The organism is Achromobacter ruhlandii (assembly GCF_002082135.1).
GTDB classification, from domain to species: domain Bacteria; phylum Pseudomonadota; class Gammaproteobacteria; order Burkholderiales; family Burkholderiaceae_B; genus Achromobacter; species Achromobacter ruhlandii.
Genome location: NZ_CP017433.1, coordinates 468,560 through 485,208 on the forward strand (window position 1 = coordinate 468,560; position 16,649 = coordinate 485,208).

Sequence of the window (16,649 nt, forward strand, 5' to 3'; positions counted from 1 at the left end):
TGGCGCGCGTGCAGGCGATGCTGCGAGCCGGACGCGACCTGACCAACCTGGCCGTGGCACTGGTGGGTGACATCCGCCACAGCGCCGTGGCGCGCAGCCTGATCCAGGTAATGACCACCCTGGGCGTGCCGGAAGTGCGCGCCGCCGCGCCGCGCCCCTTGTTGCCCGACGGCCTGCCGCAACTGGGCGTGCGCGCCTGCGCCACGCTGCATGAATGCCTGGCCGGCGCCGATGTCGTGATCGTGCTGCCCCTGCGGGCCGAACGCATGAGCGGCGCGCTGCTGCCGTCGGCGCGTGAGTATGCCGCCGGCCATGGCCTGACGACGGCGCGGCTGGCCGTGGCCCGTCCCGACGCCCTGTTGCTGCCCGCTGCCCCGCTGACGCCGGGTATCGAGGTCGATGGCGACATCGCCGCCGGTCTGGTCGATGCCGAGGCCGGACTGGCGCGGTTCGAACGTGATTTGCGCGTGGCCGCCCTGAGTATCCTGGCGGGAGGCGCCGCATGAGACTGCATATCGCCCACGGCCGGCTGATCGACCCGGCGCACGGCCGCGACGGCCGCCACGACCTGTTCATTGCCGACGGCCGCGTGGTGGCGATCGATCAGGCGCCCGACGGCTTCCAGGCCGACCGACGTATCGAGGCCGCCGGCCTGGCCGTGCTGCCGGGCCTGGTGGACCTGTCGGCGCGGGTACTGCGCCCTGACGCCGGCGCGCCGACGCAGGCGCGCCTGTCCGCCGCCGAGCTGCGCGCCGCCCTGGCTGGCGGCGTGACCACGCTGGCCGTGCCGCCGGACACCGACGCGCCGCTGGACGAACCGGCCAAGGTCGAGGCGCTGTTGCGCGAGGCCCCGGCCGGCCAGGGCCGGGTGTTGCCGATCGGCGCCCTGACGGTGGGCCTGGGCGGCGCAACCCTGGCCGAAATGGCCCTGCTGGCGCAGGCGGGCTGCCTGGCGTTCTCGCCGGGCGAATCGGGCATCGTCGATACCCGGGTGCTGTGGGGCGCCATGCGCTACGCCGCCGGGCAGGGCCTGGCGCTGTGGCTGCGGCCGCAGGATCCGTGGCTGGGGCAGGGCGCGGTGGTCGCCGCTGGCGCCTACGCCGACCGCCTCGGCCTGGAGGGCCTGCCGCCGCAGGCCGAAGTGCTGGCCCTGCAAACAATTTTCGAACTGCAACGCGCCACCGGCGTGCGCGTGCACCTGTCGCGCCTGTCCACCGCCAGCGGCCTGGAATTGCTGCGGGCCGCGCGCCGCGAAGGCCTGCCGGTCAGCGCGGACGTCTCTGCCAATAGCCTGCACCTGACCGACGTTGACATCGGGTATTTCAATACCGCGTTCCATCTGCGTCCGCCGCTGCGCGGCCAGCGTGACCGCGATGCGATCCAGGCGGCGCTGCGCGAGGGGCTGGTGGATGCCCTGTGTTCGGATCACGCGCTGGTGGACGACGCAGGCAAGTCCGTTCCGTTCCCGCATTCGCAGCCTGGCGCCACGGGCCTGGAGCTGCTGTTGTCGCTGGCGCTGAAATGGGCCCGCGACAGCCGCCTGCCGCTGCCGCAGGCGCTGGCGCGGGTGACGTCGGGGCCGGCCACGGTGCTGCGTGGCCTCTCGCCGACGCTGTCCGGCCTGGGTGAGCTGGGGGTGGGCGCGCCCGCGGATCTGTGCCTGGTGGACCTGGAGGCGGAATGGCTGGTGGCGCCGGGCGCGCTGCAAAGCCACAGCCGTCATACGCCGTTCGCGGGTATGATGCTGCCCGGTCGAGTCCGCGCCACCCTGGTGGGTGGCCGCCCGGCCTGGGAGACCCCTGTTTGAAGCTGCTGCGCTTTGTCCTTCGCCTGATGCTGGTGGTGCCGTTGATCGTCTTCGGCCTGCTGTGCGTGGGGCTGGTGTATCCGCTGCTGCGCCCGAAGTCGCGGGCCTGGCTCAATCGAACCTGGTCACGCTGCCTGATGGCGGCCTGTGGCCTGCGGGTCGTCTTCAAGGGCGAGCCGCGCATGAGCGGGCCGGTGCTGCTGGTGGCGAACCACGTGTCCTGGATCGACATCTTCGTGCTGAATTCGGCGCGCGCCACGTCGTTCGTGGCCAAGAGCGAGATCCGCAGCTGGCCGGTGATCGGCTGGCTGGTGGCGGGGGCGGGCACGCTGTTCATCGAACGCGGCCAACGGCACGCGGTGCATGCGATGGGCGAGTCGATGCTGGCGCGCTTCAAGCAGGGCGATGCGGTGGGCCTGTTTCCGGAGGGCACGACCAGCGATGGTTTCGAGCTGCGCCCTTTCCACGCCAGCCTGTTCGAGCCGGCGCGCGCGGCGGCTGTGGAAATCCAGCCGGTGGCCTTGCGTTTCCTGCAGCACGGCAAACGCAGCGGTTTCGCGGCGTTCGTGGGCGAGGAAACGCTGGTGGCGAACCTGTGGCGGGTGATGGGGACGACGGGGCTGTCGGTGGAGGTGGTGTTCTTGCCGGTATTGGCGACGAAACACGCGGATGGGACGTTGCCGACGCGGTTGGAATTGTCGCATCAGGCTCGGGATGCGATTCAGGCGGTGCTTTGAGGTGCTGCTGCTGGCGGCTTGAACGGTTGCTTCTGGCTGGGTTTTTGCTTCGTTGGGCGGCTTCGTAGGTCGCCCCTCGGGCGGGCGGACCCGATGGCGGGCGCCCGCGATTGCGGTCCGGAGCGTTCGCTCCGGACTTCCCCATCCTCATCCTCGTCCTCGCCTTCGGCGACTCCTTCGGATTCCGTCGGGCGCATCGAGGTTGCCCGCCATCGGGTCCGCCCGCCCGAGGGGCTACGAGCGTCTGGGCTTGTCGCGTTGCTAGAGCCGGGTGCGGGGAAGGGAATTTGCGGGGCGGCCCATCGCGGCCGCGCGGGCGGCCACGATGGGCGTCTGTGCATCTGACAGTGAAGCGGGTGCGCTGCGCGCGGGTGGCGAGCGGTTTTCTGGTGGTTCCGCTCCGAAGTAGAGGGGGGTAATGGCGGCGCGTTGGGGGCTGGCTTGCGCGTGACGAGCGCGTGCGCCGCCGACAACAGTCGTGGTGCCGGCAGCCGCGCAATCGCACCGGATAGCGCCCTTTTCGTGGTGCCGATAGCCGTGCAATAGCATCGGATGGGGGCCTTTCCACCCGCGAGGGGAGTGTCAGTATTTTTGTGTTTAAGGCATTAAAAACCTGATCGTCGTTTAGATCAGGCCTGTCGATGCTATCGCAGCGAGAGGCGTCAGTGCGGCGCCTAGCAGGAAGCGTCATCATCCCGACGCAAGACACCACGTAAGCCGCAAAAGGCCGCCCGCGCGGCCGGCTTGCGGCGGGCCCCGCAAGACCTTCCCCTACCCCCCCTGTGCGCCAAAAAAACGCCAAGCACACCACCCGCCCCAGCGACCGTCATTACGTCTCACCGCGAGCGCGTGGCGGGGTCGGTGGGGGATGGCGGGGCGTGTAGATGCGCCCGGCGGAAATCGAAGGCAGCCGCCGCCAGGCGGCAACGAGGTTGAGCCCGGGGCAGTCCGGAGCGAACGCTCCGGACCGCAATCGTAGCCCCGCCATCCCCCACCGACCCCGCCACGCGCGCCTTAAGAACCTCCCCTCAAGCGCAAAACACCCAATTCACCCCCGGATCTCGGCCAGGAACTTCCGTGCCCGCTCTGTCTCCGGCCGACCAAAAAACGCCTCCGGCCCGGCCACCTCCACAATCCGCCCAGCATCCATGAACCACACGGTATCGGCCACCTCCCGCGCGAACCCCATCTCGTGCGTCACGCACACCATCGTCATGCCGTCGCGCGCCAGGCCCTTCATCACCTGCAGCACCTCGCCCACCATCTCGGGATCCAGGGCGCTGGTCGGCTCGTCGAACAGCATCACCGGCGGATTCATCGCCAGCGCCCGCGCGATTGCCACTCGCTGCTGCTGACCGCCGGACAACTGCGCCGGATACGCGTCGGCCTTGTGCGCCAGGCCGACGCGTTCCAGCAACTGCATGGCGCGTTCGCGCGCCTCGGGGCGGCGGGCGCGATTGAGTTGCAGCGGCGCCAGCATCAGGTTCTCCAGCACCGACAGGTGCGGAAACAGGTTGAACTGCTGGAACACGAAACCGATGTGGCTGCGCAGCGTGTCCAGATGGACCTTGGCGCCATAGATGTCCTGGCCGTCGACCTCGATCACGCCCTTCTGGATCGGCTCCAGCCGGTTCACCGTGCGGATCAGGGTCGACTTGCCGGAGCCCGACGGTCCGCACACCACGACCACCTCGCCGCGCCGCACCTGCGCGGTCACGTCGGTCAGCGCCTGATAGTCGCCGTACCACTTCTGCACTTCGGAAAAACGGATCATGTCGGTATCGCCTTGGGAACGGGGGCCCGGCCGGCGCGGCGGCTGCCGATGCGTCTCTCGGTCAGGTGCACCAGGGCGCTCAGGCCGAAATTCAGGATGAAATAGGTCAACGCCAACAGCGCGAACACCTCGAACGGCTTGGTCAGCAGCACGCTGTTGATCTGGTTGGCGGCATAGGTCAGCTCCTGCACGCTGATCACGTAGGCCAGCGACGTTTCCTTCACGGTCGAAACGAACTGGCTCAGCATGCTGGGCAGCATGTTGTAGAGCGCCTGCGGCAGGATCACCCGGCGCATGGTCTGCAGGTACGACAGTCCCAAGGCGCGCCCGGCTTCCTGCTGGCCGGGCGGCAGCGCCTGGATGCCGGCGCGGATGATCTCGGCCAGGTAGGCGCTTTCGTAGCAGACCAGCGCCACCACCATCGTCGTGGTGCCCGCCACCGGCCGGCCGATGACGAGCGGCACGAAGAAGTAGGCCCAGAAGATGAACATCAGCAGCGGCAGACCGCGCACCAGGTACACCACGGTCGAGGCGGGCCAGCGCAGCACGCGGAACGGGCTGATACGGCCCAGCGCCAGCAGGACGCCGCAGGGCAGGGCCAGCGCCAGGCTGATCGCGGCCAGGCCCAGCGTGGCGGCCAGTCCGCCGATCGGGCCGTGCGGATACTGGCCGATGAGCAGCAGCAGCCAGTTGTCTTTGAGTATGTCCCACATGATCAATGGCCTCCCAGGGGCCGGTAGCGCCGCTGCAGCAGCGCGCCGCCGCCCATGATCAGGAACGACAGAGCCAGGTAGATCGCCGTCACCACCGCATAGGCCTCGAAGGTGCGGAACGTGTAGTTCTCGATCTCGCGGCCGGCGGCGGTCAGTTCCGCCACGCCGATGGCCATGGCCAGGCTGGTGTTCTTGACCAGCAGCAGCGTCTGGTTCAGAAGCGGCGGGATGGCGATGCGGAAGGCCTGCGGCAGCACCACGCACCGCATGGTGCGCAGAAAGCCCAGGCCCAGCGCGCGCGCCGCCTCGACCTGCCCGGCCGGGATGCCGCGCACGGCGCTGCGCAGGTCTTCGCAGACGTAGGCCGACATCACCAGGCCGATGGCGATGCACGACAGGATGAACTCGCTGCCATGATTGTTGAGCCAGTCGGTGGCCGCCTGCGGCAGCAGCGCCGGCACGCCGAAATACCAGAACAGGATGTGCACCAGCATGGGCACGTTGCGGTGGAAGGCCACGTACAGCGCGATCAGCGCATTGGCCAAGGGCGAGCCGGTCAGGCGGATGACCGCCAGCAGGCTGCCCACCAGGAAGGCCAGCATCCAGGCCAGCCCGGCCAGCGCCAGGGTGGTGACGAACCCCCTGAGCAGCCAGGCCGGATACTCCCCCTGGAAGATGGCGGAGAAGTCGAAGACGTAATGCATCGCAGGCTCCGGCGCGCGTGGCGCGTCAACCCTTGATCGCTTCGATGCGGAAGTCGCGCTTCATGTTGAACGGGGTGCCGGCGCCGAACCACTTGTCGAAGATCTGCGCGGCCTTGCCAGACGCTTCCAGGCCGTCCAGCACCTGGTTGACCTGGTTCAGCATCGCCGTGTCCCCGCGCCGCACGCCCATGCCCCAAGGTTCCACGAACAGCGCGGGTTCGAGGATCTTGGCAGGCACCGCGCTGGTCGCGGCCTGTTGCTTGAGCTTGACCAGCATCAGCTCGGAGCCGACGAAGCCGCTGACCTTGCCTTGTTGCAACGCCAGGAAGGCGCCGCTGGGGTCCTTGAAGGTCACGGGTTCGACGTTGGGGATGAACTTGCGCGCGCCTTGCTCCGACGACGAGCCGCGCACCGCGCTGACGCGCTTGCCGGCCAGGTCGGCGGGCGCCTTCAGGTCCTTGTCCGATTCGCGCGCCAGCACTTTCTGCAGGCTGACGAAATGCTGGTGCGAATAGTCGATCTGCTGCGCCCGCTCGGGGCTCCATCCCAGATTGGCCGCGACCACGTCGACGCGGCCGGCGATCAGTTCGGGGATGCGGGCCTCGACCGCGATCAGCTTGAGTTCCAGCGGCACGCCCAGGCTGTCGGCCACCGCCTGGCACATGTCGACCTCGTAGCCGACGATGGCGCGGGTCTTGGGGTCCTGGAAGCTGAACGGCTCGGCCGTGCCCATGGTGCCGCAGATGAACTTGCCGCGCGTCTTGATGTCCTGCAGCGTGTCGGCGTGGGCCGCGGGCGCCAGGGTGGTGGCCAGGCCGATGGCGGCCGCGCAGGTGATGATCCAGTGCTTCATGTCGATTCCCTTGAAATATAGGTATGGGTACTGCCAACGGCGGCGGCCCCGGCGCGGGGCCGCCAGATTCAAGCCAGCCGGCCGCAGGCTTCGGCGATGCGGCGGCAGCCTTCCTCGATGTGGTCCATCGAAGTCGCGAAACTCAAGCGCAGATAGGGCGACAGCCCGTAGGCGGCGCCGTCCAGCACCGCCACGCCGGCCTCGTCCAGCAGGTACATGACCACGTCCAGGTCGCTGCGCAAGGTCGCGCCTGCCGGCGTGCGCCGGCCCAGCAGGCCTTCCACATTGGGATAGACGTAGAACGCGCCCTGCGGCCGCGGGCAGCGGATGCCCGGCACCGCGTCCAGCAGCGCCACGATGCTGTCGCGGCGCGCGTGAAACACGGCGGCGGCCTCGCCGACGCAGGCCTGGTCGGCGCTCAGCGCCACGCGCGCCGCCGCCTGGCTGATGGCGCTGACGCAACTGGTGCTTTGCGAGATCAGCGTGGCCATGGCCTTGATCAGCGCCTTGGGGCCGCCGGCGTAACCCAGGCGCCAGCCCGTCATGGCGTAGGCCTTGGAAACGCCGTTGATCGTCAGCGTGCGGCCCGCCAGTTCCGGCGCGACGGCGGCCGGCGAGGCATGGCGCTCGTCGCCATAGGCCAGGTGTTCATAAATCTCGTCCGTCATCAGCCAGACGTGCGGATGGCGCGCCAGCACGTCGGCCAACGCGCGCAGTTCCGCCGCGCTGTACATCGCGCCGGTCGGATTGGAGGGCGTGTTCAGCAACAGCCACCGGGTGCGCGGCGTGATGGCGCGCGCCAGCGCCTCGGGCGTGAGCTTGAAGCCGTCGGCCTCGGGGCAGGCCACCACCACCGGCGTGCCGTCATTGACCAGCACCATGTCGGGATACGAGACCCAGTACGGCGCGGGAATGATGACTTCGTCGCCGGCCTGCACGGTGGCGGCCAGCGCGGTGTAGAGCAGCTGCTTGGCGCCCACGCCGACGATCAGCTCATCGAGCGCGTAGTCCAGCCCGTTCTCGCGCTGGAACTTGGCGCGCGCCGCTTCCAGCAATGGCCGCCAGCCGGCCGACGCGGTGTAGCGGATGTCGCCGCTGTTGAGGGCGTCGATGCCGGCCTGCACGATGTGCGCCGGCGTCGCCAGGTCGGGCTCGCCGACGGTGAAGTCGATGATGTCGCGCCCTTGCGCCCGCAACTGGTCGACGCGGGTCTTGGCCGCCATGCTGGGCGAGGGCTTGATGGCGCGGGCGCGCGCCGCCAGCCGCAAGGTGTCGGCGCCGCTCATGCCAGCCCCTTGGCGGCAAAGGCCGCCTGCATCCAGCTCTGGGTGCGGGCGCCGCCATCGATCTCGGCCATGATGCGCGCTTCCTTGTCGGCATGCGCGCGCGCCGCCGCGATCAGCGCCGGCGCTTCCTCGACCGCGAAGCTCACCAGGCCGTCCTCGTCGCCCACGACGATGTCGCCGGGCTGGATCACCTGGCCGCCGATGGACACCGGCACGTTGACCTCGCCGGGGCCGTCCTTGTACGGGCCCCGGTGAATGTGGCCGCGCGCATAGCAGGGAAACGCGTCGGCCTCGAACGCGCCCACGTCGCGGATGGCGCCGTCCACCACCACGCCGGCGCAGCCGTGCGCCTGCAGGTAGCGCTTCATGATCTCGCCCAGCACGGCGTTGGACAGGTCGCCGCCGGCATCCACCACCAGCACGTGGCCAGGCTGCACCTGCATCATGGCCTTGTAGATCATCAGGTTGTCGCCGGGACGGGTCTTGACGGTGAGCGCCGTGCCGACCAGTTTGCCGGCGCGGTTGTAGCGATGCAGCCCGGCGATGCCTTCGCGGCGCGCCAGATTGTCGCTGAGATGCGGCGTGACGATGCCGGCCAGCGCCTGCAGGATGGATTCCGGGGCAACGGGGGCGGCCGGCAATATGCGCGTGCCGGTGATGAGAGTGGCCATGGCGGTCTGTGTAGTCCTGAAACGAATGAGTCAGACTGCATGGTCGGCGCTTTCGGCGATCCGAAAAAGGGATTAAATTTCCACGAACTTGATCCCTTTTAGGAATATAAGGGTTAGCCCTTAACGGAAATTTCGGAATGAATCGGACCCTCCACCGGAGCCCTGCATGCTGACCTTCAAGCAGATCGAGGCGCTCTACTGGACCGTGCGCCTGGGCACGTTCTCGGCCTCGGCGCAGAAGCTGCACACCACCCAGTCGGCCATCACCAAGCGCATCCAGGAACTGGAGGCGGATTTCGACGTGGCCCTGTTCGACCGCTCTGGCCACCGCGCCGAACTGACCGCGCGCGGACACGAGGTCTTTGCGCTGGCCGAGGAAATGCTGGGCCACCGCGACCGGCTGCTGGTGCGCCTGAAGGGCCAGCACACGCTGACCGGCACGTTCCGTTTCGGCATCACCGAAATCACCGCGATGACCTGGCTGCCGGCCCTGATCCGCCTGTTGCGCGCGCACTATCCGCGCATCACGCTGGAACCGCACATCGATCTGGGCGCGGACCTGCAGAAGCGGTTGCAGGCCGGGCAACTGGACATGGCGTTTCTGCATGGCGAATTCGCCGAGCCGGGCCTGCAGGTGGTGGCGCTGCAGCGGCTGGAGTTCGCCTGGATGGGCAGCCCCGACATGATCGACCCGAGCCGCGTCTATACCCCCGCCGACATCGCCGCCCTGCCGCTGCTGCGCCAGAGCCGGGAGTCAGGGCTGAACATGATCTACGACGGCTGGCTCAAGCCGCACACGCCGGCCAGCAACATGTTCACCATCAACAGCCTGATCGCCATGGCGGGCCTGACCGCGGCGGGTTTCGGGGTGAGTTGCCTGCCGCGGGATTATTTCGCGGAGATGGTTAGCGCCAGACAACTGGTGATCGCGCGGACCAGCACCGCGGCGCCGCAATCGGTGTATTGCGCGATGTACCGCAAGGGGGCTGATGATGCGTTTTGTGAGAGTGTTGCCGAGTTGGCGCGGAGTTGTTGTGATTTTTCTTCTAGCGGGCGGCATTGAGGGGAGGGGTTTTGTGGCGCGGGGGTGAGTTCTTAAGGCGCGCGTGACGGGGTCGGTGGGGGATGGCGGGGCTACGATTGCGGTCCGGAGCGTTCGCTCCGGACTGCCCCGGGCTCAACCTCGTTGCCGCCTGACGGCGGCTGCCTTCGGTTTCCGCCGGGCGCATCTACACGCCCCGCCATCCCCCACCGACCCCGCCACGCGCTCGCGATGAGACGTAATGACGGTCTCTGGGGCGAGCGCTGTGCTTGGCGTTTTGGCGCACAGCGGGGGTGAGGGAAGGGTCTTGCGGGGCCCGCCGCAAGCCGGCCGCGCGGGCGGCCTTTTGCGGCTTACGTGGTGTCTTGCGTCGGGATGATGACGCTCTCTTCAGGGCGTGAGCCTGTCCGTATTTTTGTGGGCGAGGCGTTTTAAAAGTTGTTATCCCCGGGCCGCAGTAAACCGTTCGCCGAACAGGATAGCAAACTGGTTCATGGCGACTTTCCAGTCGAAGGTCGCTCTGACGGACTTGGCCAGCACGTTGCGTAGCGCCAGCCATAGGAGCTTGATGGCGGCCTCATCCGTTGGGAAGTGGCCTCGCGTCTTGATGATCTTGCGCAATTGCATGTTCAAGCTCTCGATGGCGTTGGTCGTGTAGATCACGCGCCTGATGTCTGGCGGGAACACGAAGAACGGCGTGACGTTCTCCCAGGCCCGTTGCCAGGCAGCGACGATCGTGGGGTACCTGGTTCCCCAAGGTCCATCGGCGAACGCCTGCAGCGCCTGCTCGGCCGCTTGTGCGCTGGCGGCCGCGTAGATCGGGCGCAGGGCGGCGGCCACGGCCTTGCGATCCTTCCAGCCCGCGTAATCCAGGCTGTTGCGGATCAGATGCACGATGCAGGTCTGCACGGTCGTGCGCGGGAAGGCCGTGCCGATGGCCTCGGCCAGGCCCTTCAGGCCGTCGACCACGGCGATCAGGATGTCCTGGCACCCTCGGGTCTTGAGTTCATTGAAGACCTTGAGCCAGAACTTGGCCCCCTCGGTCTGCTCGACCCACAAGCCCAGCACGTCGCGCTGGCCGTCGGCCTGCACACCCAGCGCCAGGTACACCGCCTTGTTGCTGACCCCGCCGTCGTCGCGGATCTTGACCCGCAGCGCGTCGAAGAACACCACCGGGTACATCGCCTCCAGCGGCCGGTTCTGCCAGGCAATCGTCTCGGCCATGACCTCGTCGGTGACCGAGCTGATGAAGTCCGGCGAGACCTCGGTGCCGTAGCTCTCGGCCAGGAACGCCTGGATCTCGCGCACGCTCATGCCCCGGGCGTACATGGCGATGATCCGGTCATCGAACCCGGTGAAGCGTCGTTCGTGCTTGGGGATCAGGATCGGGGCGAAGGAGCCGTCCCGGTCGCGGGGAAGCTCCACGCGCACCGGGCCACGCTCGGTCAGCACCGTCTTGCCGCTGGCGCCGTTGCGCTCGTTGGCCTGGCCCTCGGGCTTGTCCTCGCCTGGCCGATAGCCCAGATGCAGGTTCATCTCGGCGGCCATCGTGCGCTCGATCACCGCCTTCTGGAACGACAGGAACAGGTCTTGAACCTCGCTGGGCGTCATCGGTCCCTTGACCAGATGGTCCAGTAGTTCGGCTGGGACTTCAGGCAGCGGCCCACGGGCCGCCGCCTGAGCGGCTGCTGTGCGTCTTTTCTTCATCGGCATATCCATGATCTTTAGTCCTCATGATATGCCCCGCACACAAAATTGCGGATAGGCCCCAGGGCGTCACTGCCCCCTCTCGCTGCGATAGCATCGACAGGCCTGATCTAAACGACGATCAGGCTTTTAATGCCTTAAGCACAAAAATACTGACACTCCCCTCGCGGGTGGAAAGGCCCCCATCCGATGCTATTGCACGGCTATCGGCACCACGAAAAGGGCGCTATCCGGTGCGATTGCGCGGCTGCCGGCACCACGACTGTTGTCGGCGGCGCACGCGCTCGTCACGCGCAAGCCAGCCCCCACCGCGCCGCCATTACCCCCTCCCCCTTCGGAGCGGAACCACCAGAAAACCGCTCGCCACCCGCGCACAGCGCACCCGCTTAAATTTCAGATGCACAGACGCCCATCGTGGCCGCCCGCGCGGCCGCGATGGGCAGCCCCGCAGGTCCCCTTCCCCGCATACGGCTCTAGCAACGCGACAAGCCCAGACGCACGTAGCCCCTCGGGCGGGCGGACCCGATGGCGGGCAACCTCGATGCGCCCGACGGAATCCGAAGGAGTCGCCGAAGGCGAGGACGAGGATGAGGATGGGGAAGTCCGGAGCGAACGCTCCGGACCGCAATCGCGGGCGCCCGCCATCGGGTCCGCCCGCCCGAGGGGCGACCTACGAAGCCGCCCAACGAAGCCCCCTCAAGGCCCCAGCAACCACCGCCCCGCAAGCGCCTTCACTCAGACAACGGATCCTGAAACTGCGAACACTTAACCTGCACCAGCTTCCGATCCTGCAACCGCAACGCCGTCAACGCCCCGCCCCACACGCATCCCGTGTCCAGGCAGATCACATCGGGCCGCATCATCAGGCCCAGCGTCGACCAGTGGCCGAATACCGTCGTCACGTTGCGTGTCGCGCGGTTCGGCACGTCGAACCAGGGCACCAGTCCCGGCGGCCACGCGCCCGGCGTCACCTTGGTGGCGAACTCCATGTGGCCGTTAGGCGTGCACAGGCGGATGCGCGTCAGCGCATTGATGATCACTCGCATCCGCTTGCCGCCCTTGTGGTCTTCCTTCCAGGTGGCCGGCTCGTTGCCGTACATCTTCTGCAACGCCTTCTGCCAGTTCGGGCCGCGCAGCGCCTCCTGCACCTCGGCCGCCAGCGACAGCGTCTTGGCCACGTCCCACTTGGCCAGCGTGCCCGCGTGCACCATCAGGTGGTCCTGCTCGAAATGCGCCAGCGGGCGCGAGCGCAGCCAGTCGATCAGGTCGGCCGAATCCGGCGCCCGCAGGATCTCGTCGAGCGTGTCGGACTTGGACGGCTTGCGCACCCCGGCGGCGGCGGCCAGCAGGTGCAGGTCATGGTTGCCCAGCACCACCGTGGCGCGCTCGCCCAGGTCGATGATGCGGCGCAGCGTCGCGAGCGACTGCGGGCCGCGATTGACCAGATCCCCGGCGAACCAGAAGCGCGATTGCGGGTCGCCGACCAGTTCGGGATGGGACAGCAAGCGATCCAGCGGCGAGCAGCAACCTTGCACGTCGCCGATCATCCAGATACTGCCGTTCATGCGGGACTCTTGCTCCAGGGCCAACGTTGTTGGACGATTCGGGTGATGGTGTGGCGGTACTCCATGTAGCTCATGGCGCCCAGCGCCAGGGCCATGGCGCCGATGTTCGGCCCCAGGGCGGTGAGCCAGGGCGGCCACTTGCCCAGCATGCCGACGTTCAGCGCCAGCTGGTTGAGCATGAAGAAGCCCACGCCCAGCAGGATGCCGATGAACACCTTGGCGCCCACGCCGCCGCGGCGCGTCTGCATCAGGCCGATGGGGGCGGCGATGGTGATCATCACCAGCAACGTGAACGGATATGCCAGTTTGCGCCACAAGGCGACAACCTGTCGACCATATTGCAGCTGGTTGTTGCGCAAATAATCCACATAGTCCAGCAGCGTCACGATCGACATGCGTTCGGGCGTCAGGACCCGGGCCAGCAGGCGTTCGGCGCTCAAGGTGGTATCGACGGTGCGCTCGGGCACCTTGACCACCACCGCGGGGGGATTCTTCGGCGGGCGGGCGTCGGCCAGCGCCTCGGCGGCGTTGTCGTCCAGGCGCGTCTCGGCCACATCCTTGAGCACCAGGTCGCCATGGGCGAACAGGCCGGTCGGGGCGGTCGACAGGACGGACAGGGTCAGGTCCTTCTTGAATTCGTACAGGGTGACGTCGGTGACCTGGCCGTCGCCCTTGAGTTCGCCGATGTTGATGATGCGGGTGCCGCCGTTGGCCGTGGGTTCCTTGAACCAGTAGCCGCTGTTCAGGCGGTCGCCGCCGGCCTTGCCGCGGAACATCAGGTTGGCCTCGCCGGACTTCATCTCGGCCCAGGGGGTGACGTACTCGGACAGCAGGGCCGCGCCGATCATCAACGGGATGGTGACGATCCAGAGCATGCGCAGCAGGCGCATGCCGCTGACGCCCGAGACCCGCAGGATCACCAGTTCGTTGCGCTGGGCCAGGCCGGCCAGCGCCAGGATGGCGCCGATCAGCAGGCCGATGGGCAGCAGGTCATACAGACGGGTGGGGATGGCCAGCGCCTGCATGTACAGCAGGGCCATCATGGAGAACTTGTCGCCCACGTTGTCCAGGTCGTCCACCAGCGCGAAGAACGTGAAAAGGCCCAGCAGGGCCATGAGGACCACTGCACAAGAGCGATAGATCTCGCGGGCCAGGTAGCGACGTGCGGTACGCATGAAAAAGGGCGAAGTAGCGCTAAACGTGAAAGCTTAACAAATCCGGCCGTCCAGGGTGGGCCGTGACCTGTCGAAGCCGCCGGTTTCCGTGTCAGGGAATGTCAACCATCTGCATGCGCCGGGTCAGGGTGTAGACGCGGGAATTCAGGTAATTCGAGTTGCGGTGGCTGTCATAGAAGCGCGGATTGGGCAGCATGGCCGCCAGCCGGGCCGACTGGGCGGCCCCCAGGCTGGCCGCCGGCACGTTGAAATAGTGCCGGGCCGCCGCCTGGGCGCCGAACACCCCGACGCCCCATTCCGCCACATTCAGGTACAGCTCCAGGATGCGCTCCTTGCTCATGACGTGTTCGATCATGTAGGTCAGCACCAGTTCCTGGCCTTTGCGCAGGTAGCTGCGGGAACTGGACAGGAACAGGTTCTTGGCCAGCTGCTGGGTGATGGTCGAGCCGCCGCGCATCTTGCTGCGCCCGGCCGCCTCCTGTTTCTGGTTGTATTCCCAGGCCTTGCGGATGGCGTCCCATTCGACGCCATCGTGTTCGGTGAAGTTGGAATCCTCGGACGCGACCACCGCCAGCTTCAGGCTGCGGTTGATCTTGTCATAGGGCACCCACTCGTATTTCAGCTGGAAATCGGGATTGCCGTCGCGCAGACGCGATAGTTCCTCGCGCATCACCGCGCTGCTGCCCGGGTTCTGGTAGTTGTACCAGACCACCAGGCCGAACAGCCAGAACTGGTACAGCAGCACCGCGCACACCAGCGCCATCAGCGTGCCGGTGATGATCCGGAACCAGGAGCGGCGCTTGCCGCTCTTGCCGCGGGCGGCCATCGGCTCAGTTCCCGGCCATGAGCGCCTCGCGCAGCGCGGCCAGCACCGGGGCGGGGTCGGGCCGCACGCCGTGCCAGATGAAGAAACTCTCGGCCGCCTGGCCCACCAGCATGCCCAGGCCGTCGGCGGTCAAGGCGGCGCCGTCCTGGCGGGCCTGGCGCATGAACGCCGTCGGTTGGGCGCCGTACATCATGTCGTAGGCGGCCGCGCCCTCGGCGTACAGGCCGGCGGGCAGGTCCGGGGCGGCGTCCTGCAGCCCGCTGGCGGTGGCATTGACCACCAGGTTCCAGCCGCCGGGCTGGGCGGCGTCGGCCAGGCCGCCGGCGGTGACCCGGGTCTGCGGCTCGGCGCCGGTCTCGCGCCAGCCCTCGGCCAGCTCCAGCGCGCGGGCGGCGGTGCGGTTGACGATATGGATGCGGGCGCAACCGGCCTGCGCCAAGGGCTGCAGCACGCCGCGGGCGGCGCCGCCGGCGCCCACCAGCAGCACCGAGGCGCCCGTCAGGCGCACGCCCAGGCGCAGCAGGTCGGAAACCAGGCCCACGCCGTCGGTGTTGCAGCCATGCCAGGCGCCGTCGCGCCAGGACAGGGTGTTGACCGCGCCGGCCAGCCGGGCGCGGCTGGACAGGCGGCCCGCGGCCAGCGCGTAGGCGTCCTGCTTGAACGGCACCGTCACATTCAGGCCCAGGCCGCCCTCGGCGGCAAAGGCGGCCACGGCCGCCGTGAAGCCGTCCACCGGCGCCAGCAGGCGCTCGTAGCTGAGCGGCTTGCCGGTCTGGCGGGAAAACAGGGCGTGGATCTGCGGCGAGCGGCTGTGCGCGATGGGGTTGCCGATCACGGCATAGCGGGCGAGAGGGGGCGCCTCGGTCATGGGGCTTCGGTTTCCAGGGTGTCGTTGACGAAATGCCAGGTGCGGGTAATGACCAGCACGTCGGTATCGCGCGCGATGTCGGGCGGGAAAGGCGGGAAGGGCGCGGCCAGTTGCACGATGCGGCGCGCGGCCTGGTTCAGCACGGCGTGCGGCGAGGGCTGGTCGATCTCGACGTTGGCGATGCTGCCGTCGGCGCGCACCGACACGGTGATGCGCAGCGAACCATAGATGCGGCCGCGCGCCTCGTCCGGGTAGTGCTGGGTGCCGACCGTCTCGATGCGGGTGCGCCAGGCGTCCAGGTAGGCGGCATAGCGCGAGGCTTCGGCCGAGGGCGCCACGAACTGCTTGCGCGGTTCCGCGCTGTATTGCTGGACCTTGGCCGCCAGGGCGGCGACCTGGGCGTTCTGGATGACGCTGGCCTGGTCCTCGGCGTCCTTGCCGCGGTCATTGCCGTCGGGCCAGGGGTTGACGGCCTGGCGCTCGGCGCCGGCCTTGTCGGCCGCCCGCAACTGGGTCATCAGGCGGGTCTGCTCGGCCTCCAGCTGGACCTGGCGCTTGCGCATGGCTTCGAGCACGATGGTCTCGGCCGAGGCGCCGGTCTGGGGCAGAGGAGTGGTGGACAGGCCGCGTTCGGCGTTGCCGCCGCCGCTCATCTGGTTCTGCGCCTGGGCCCGTGGCGCGTCGGGCGGGGTTTCGCTGCGCGCATTGAGCAGCACGATTTCCAGACTGGCCGCCGGCGGTCGCGACAGGGCGGGCGCGCCGAAGCGCCACGCCAGGGCGCCGGCGTGCACCAACAGCGAAATCGCGAGGCCGATGCGCAGGTAATGCTGGGCGGGCGCGCCCAGCCACCGCAGCGGACGGCTCAGCGGGGGAGGGGAGTCAGCGACGTGTTGCACGCACGCATTGTAGAGCCACTCCGCC

At 68.2% G+C, this 16,649-nt stretch carries 16 protein-coding genes; 4 read left to right on the plus strand and 12 right to left on the minus strand.

Annotation, left to right across the window (positions count from 1 at the left end; translation table 11 throughout):
* The 3 genes from AruCF_RS02095 to AruCF_RS02105 form a co-directional block, all read left to right on the plus strand.
* The coding region (locus tag AruCF_RS02095) for an aspartate carbamoyltransferase (protein ID WP_496349929.1) at positions 1 to 506 on the plus strand (506 nt) is incomplete at its 5' end.
* Positions 503 to 1,807, plus strand: a complete 1,305-nt coding sequence (locus AruCF_RS02100) for a dihydroorotase (RefSeq protein WP_049071086.1) — start codon at positions 503 to 505, stop codon at positions 1,805 to 1,807. The genes AruCF_RS02095 and AruCF_RS02100, both read left to right, overlap by 4 nt.
* Complete coding sequence (locus AruCF_RS02105) at positions 1,804 to 2,544, plus strand: lysophospholipid acyltransferase family protein (protein WP_049071087.1); 741 nt, start codon at positions 1,804 to 1,806, stop codon at positions 2,542 to 2,544. The genes AruCF_RS02100 and AruCF_RS02105 overlap by 4 nt, the downstream gene beginning before the upstream one ends.
* Before the next feature lie 1,048 nt (positions 2,545 to 3,592).
* On the opposite strand, the gene AruCF_RS02110 is transcribed toward AruCF_RS02105, so the two are convergent.
* From AruCF_RS02110 to AruCF_RS02135, 6 genes are all read right to left on the minus strand, one after another.
* Entirely contained in the window at positions 3,593 to 4,318 is a 726-nt protein-coding gene (locus tag AruCF_RS02110; RefSeq protein ID WP_049071089.1) for an amino acid ABC transporter ATP-binding protein, read from the minus strand.
* Positions 4,315 to 5,031: an amino acid ABC transporter permease gene (locus tag AruCF_RS02115; RefSeq protein ID WP_049071090.1), complete on the minus strand. Its 717-nt coding sequence runs from the start codon at positions 5,029 to 5,031 to the stop codon at positions 4,315 to 4,317. The genes AruCF_RS02110 and AruCF_RS02115 overlap by 4 nt, the downstream gene beginning before the upstream one ends.
* 2 nt (positions 5,032 to 5,033) lie before the next feature.
* Complete coding sequence (locus tag AruCF_RS02120; RefSeq protein WP_049071092.1) at positions 5,034 to 5,735, minus strand: amino acid ABC transporter permease; 702 nt, start codon at positions 5,733 to 5,735, stop codon at positions 5,034 to 5,036.
* A gap of 25 nt (positions 5,736 to 5,760) precedes the next feature.
* The gene (locus AruCF_RS02125; RefSeq protein WP_049071093.1) at positions 5,761 to 6,588 is read right to left on the minus strand and encodes an ABC transporter substrate-binding protein; all 828 of its coding nucleotides are present in this window, start codon (positions 6,586 to 6,588) and stop codon (positions 5,761 to 5,763) included.
* Positions 6,589 to 6,656: 68 nt separating this feature from the next.
* Entirely contained in the window at positions 6,657 to 7,874 is a 1,218-nt protein-coding gene (locus AruCF_RS02130) for an aminotransferase class I/II-fold pyridoxal phosphate-dependent enzyme (protein WP_049071095.1), read from the minus strand.
* Entirely contained in the window at positions 7,871 to 8,545 is a 675-nt protein-coding gene (locus tag AruCF_RS02135; protein ID WP_049071097.1) for an RraA family protein, read from the minus strand. The genes AruCF_RS02130 and AruCF_RS02135 overlap by 4 nt, the downstream gene beginning before the upstream one ends.
* Before the next feature lie 166 nt (positions 8,546 to 8,711).
* Here AruCF_RS02135 and AruCF_RS02140 point away from each other — a divergent pair, with 166 nt between their 5' ends.
* Positions 8,712 to 9,608 (plus strand): LysR family transcriptional regulator, encoded by an 897-nt coding sequence (locus tag AruCF_RS02140; RefSeq protein ID WP_049071098.1) that lies wholly within the window; start codon positions 8,712 to 8,714, stop codon positions 9,606 to 9,608.
* A 420-nt stretch (positions 9,609 to 10,028) separates the two neighbouring features.
* Here the strand turns inward: AruCF_RS02140 and AruCF_RS02145 are convergent, their stop codons facing one another.
* The 6 genes from AruCF_RS02145 to AruCF_RS02170 form a co-directional block, all read right to left on the minus strand.
* On the minus strand, positions 10,029 to 11,300 hold the full coding sequence (locus tag AruCF_RS02145; protein ID WP_144419191.1) for an IS256 family transposase: 1,272 nt from the start codon (positions 11,298 to 11,300) through the stop codon (positions 10,029 to 10,031).
* A gap of 725 nt (positions 11,301 to 12,025) precedes the next feature.
* Positions 12,026 to 12,859 carry a symmetrical bis(5'-nucleosyl)-tetraphosphatase gene (locus AruCF_RS02150; protein ID WP_049071100.1) on the minus strand — a complete coding sequence of 278 codons (834 nt, stop codon included), beginning with the start codon at positions 12,857 to 12,859 and terminating at the stop codon, positions 12,026 to 12,028.
* Complete coding sequence (lptG, locus tag AruCF_RS02155) at positions 12,856 to 14,034, minus strand: LPS export ABC transporter permease LptG (protein ID WP_049071102.1); 1,179 nt, start codon at positions 14,032 to 14,034, stop codon at positions 12,856 to 12,858. Before lptG ends, AruCF_RS02150 begins: the two co-directional genes overlap by 4 nt.
* Positions 14,035 to 14,125: 91 nt before the next feature.
* Positions 14,126 to 14,860 (minus strand): monofunctional biosynthetic peptidoglycan transglycosylase, encoded by a 735-nt coding sequence (gene mtgA, locus AruCF_RS02160; protein WP_049071104.1) that lies wholly within the window; start codon positions 14,858 to 14,860, stop codon positions 14,126 to 14,128.
* A 4-nt stretch (positions 14,861 to 14,864) separates the two neighbouring features.
* On the minus strand, positions 14,865 to 15,728 hold the full coding sequence (gene aroE, locus AruCF_RS02165) for a shikimate dehydrogenase (protein ID WP_049071106.1): 864 nt from the start codon (positions 15,726 to 15,728) through the stop codon (positions 14,865 to 14,867).
* The gene (locus AruCF_RS02170) at positions 15,725 to 16,624 is read right to left on the minus strand and encodes a TonB family protein (protein WP_080977309.1); all 900 of its coding nucleotides are present in this window, start codon (positions 16,622 to 16,624) and stop codon (positions 15,725 to 15,727) included. The genes aroE and AruCF_RS02170 overlap by 4 nt, the downstream gene beginning before the upstream one ends.
* Between the last annotated feature and the right edge of the window lie 25 nt (positions 16,625 to 16,649).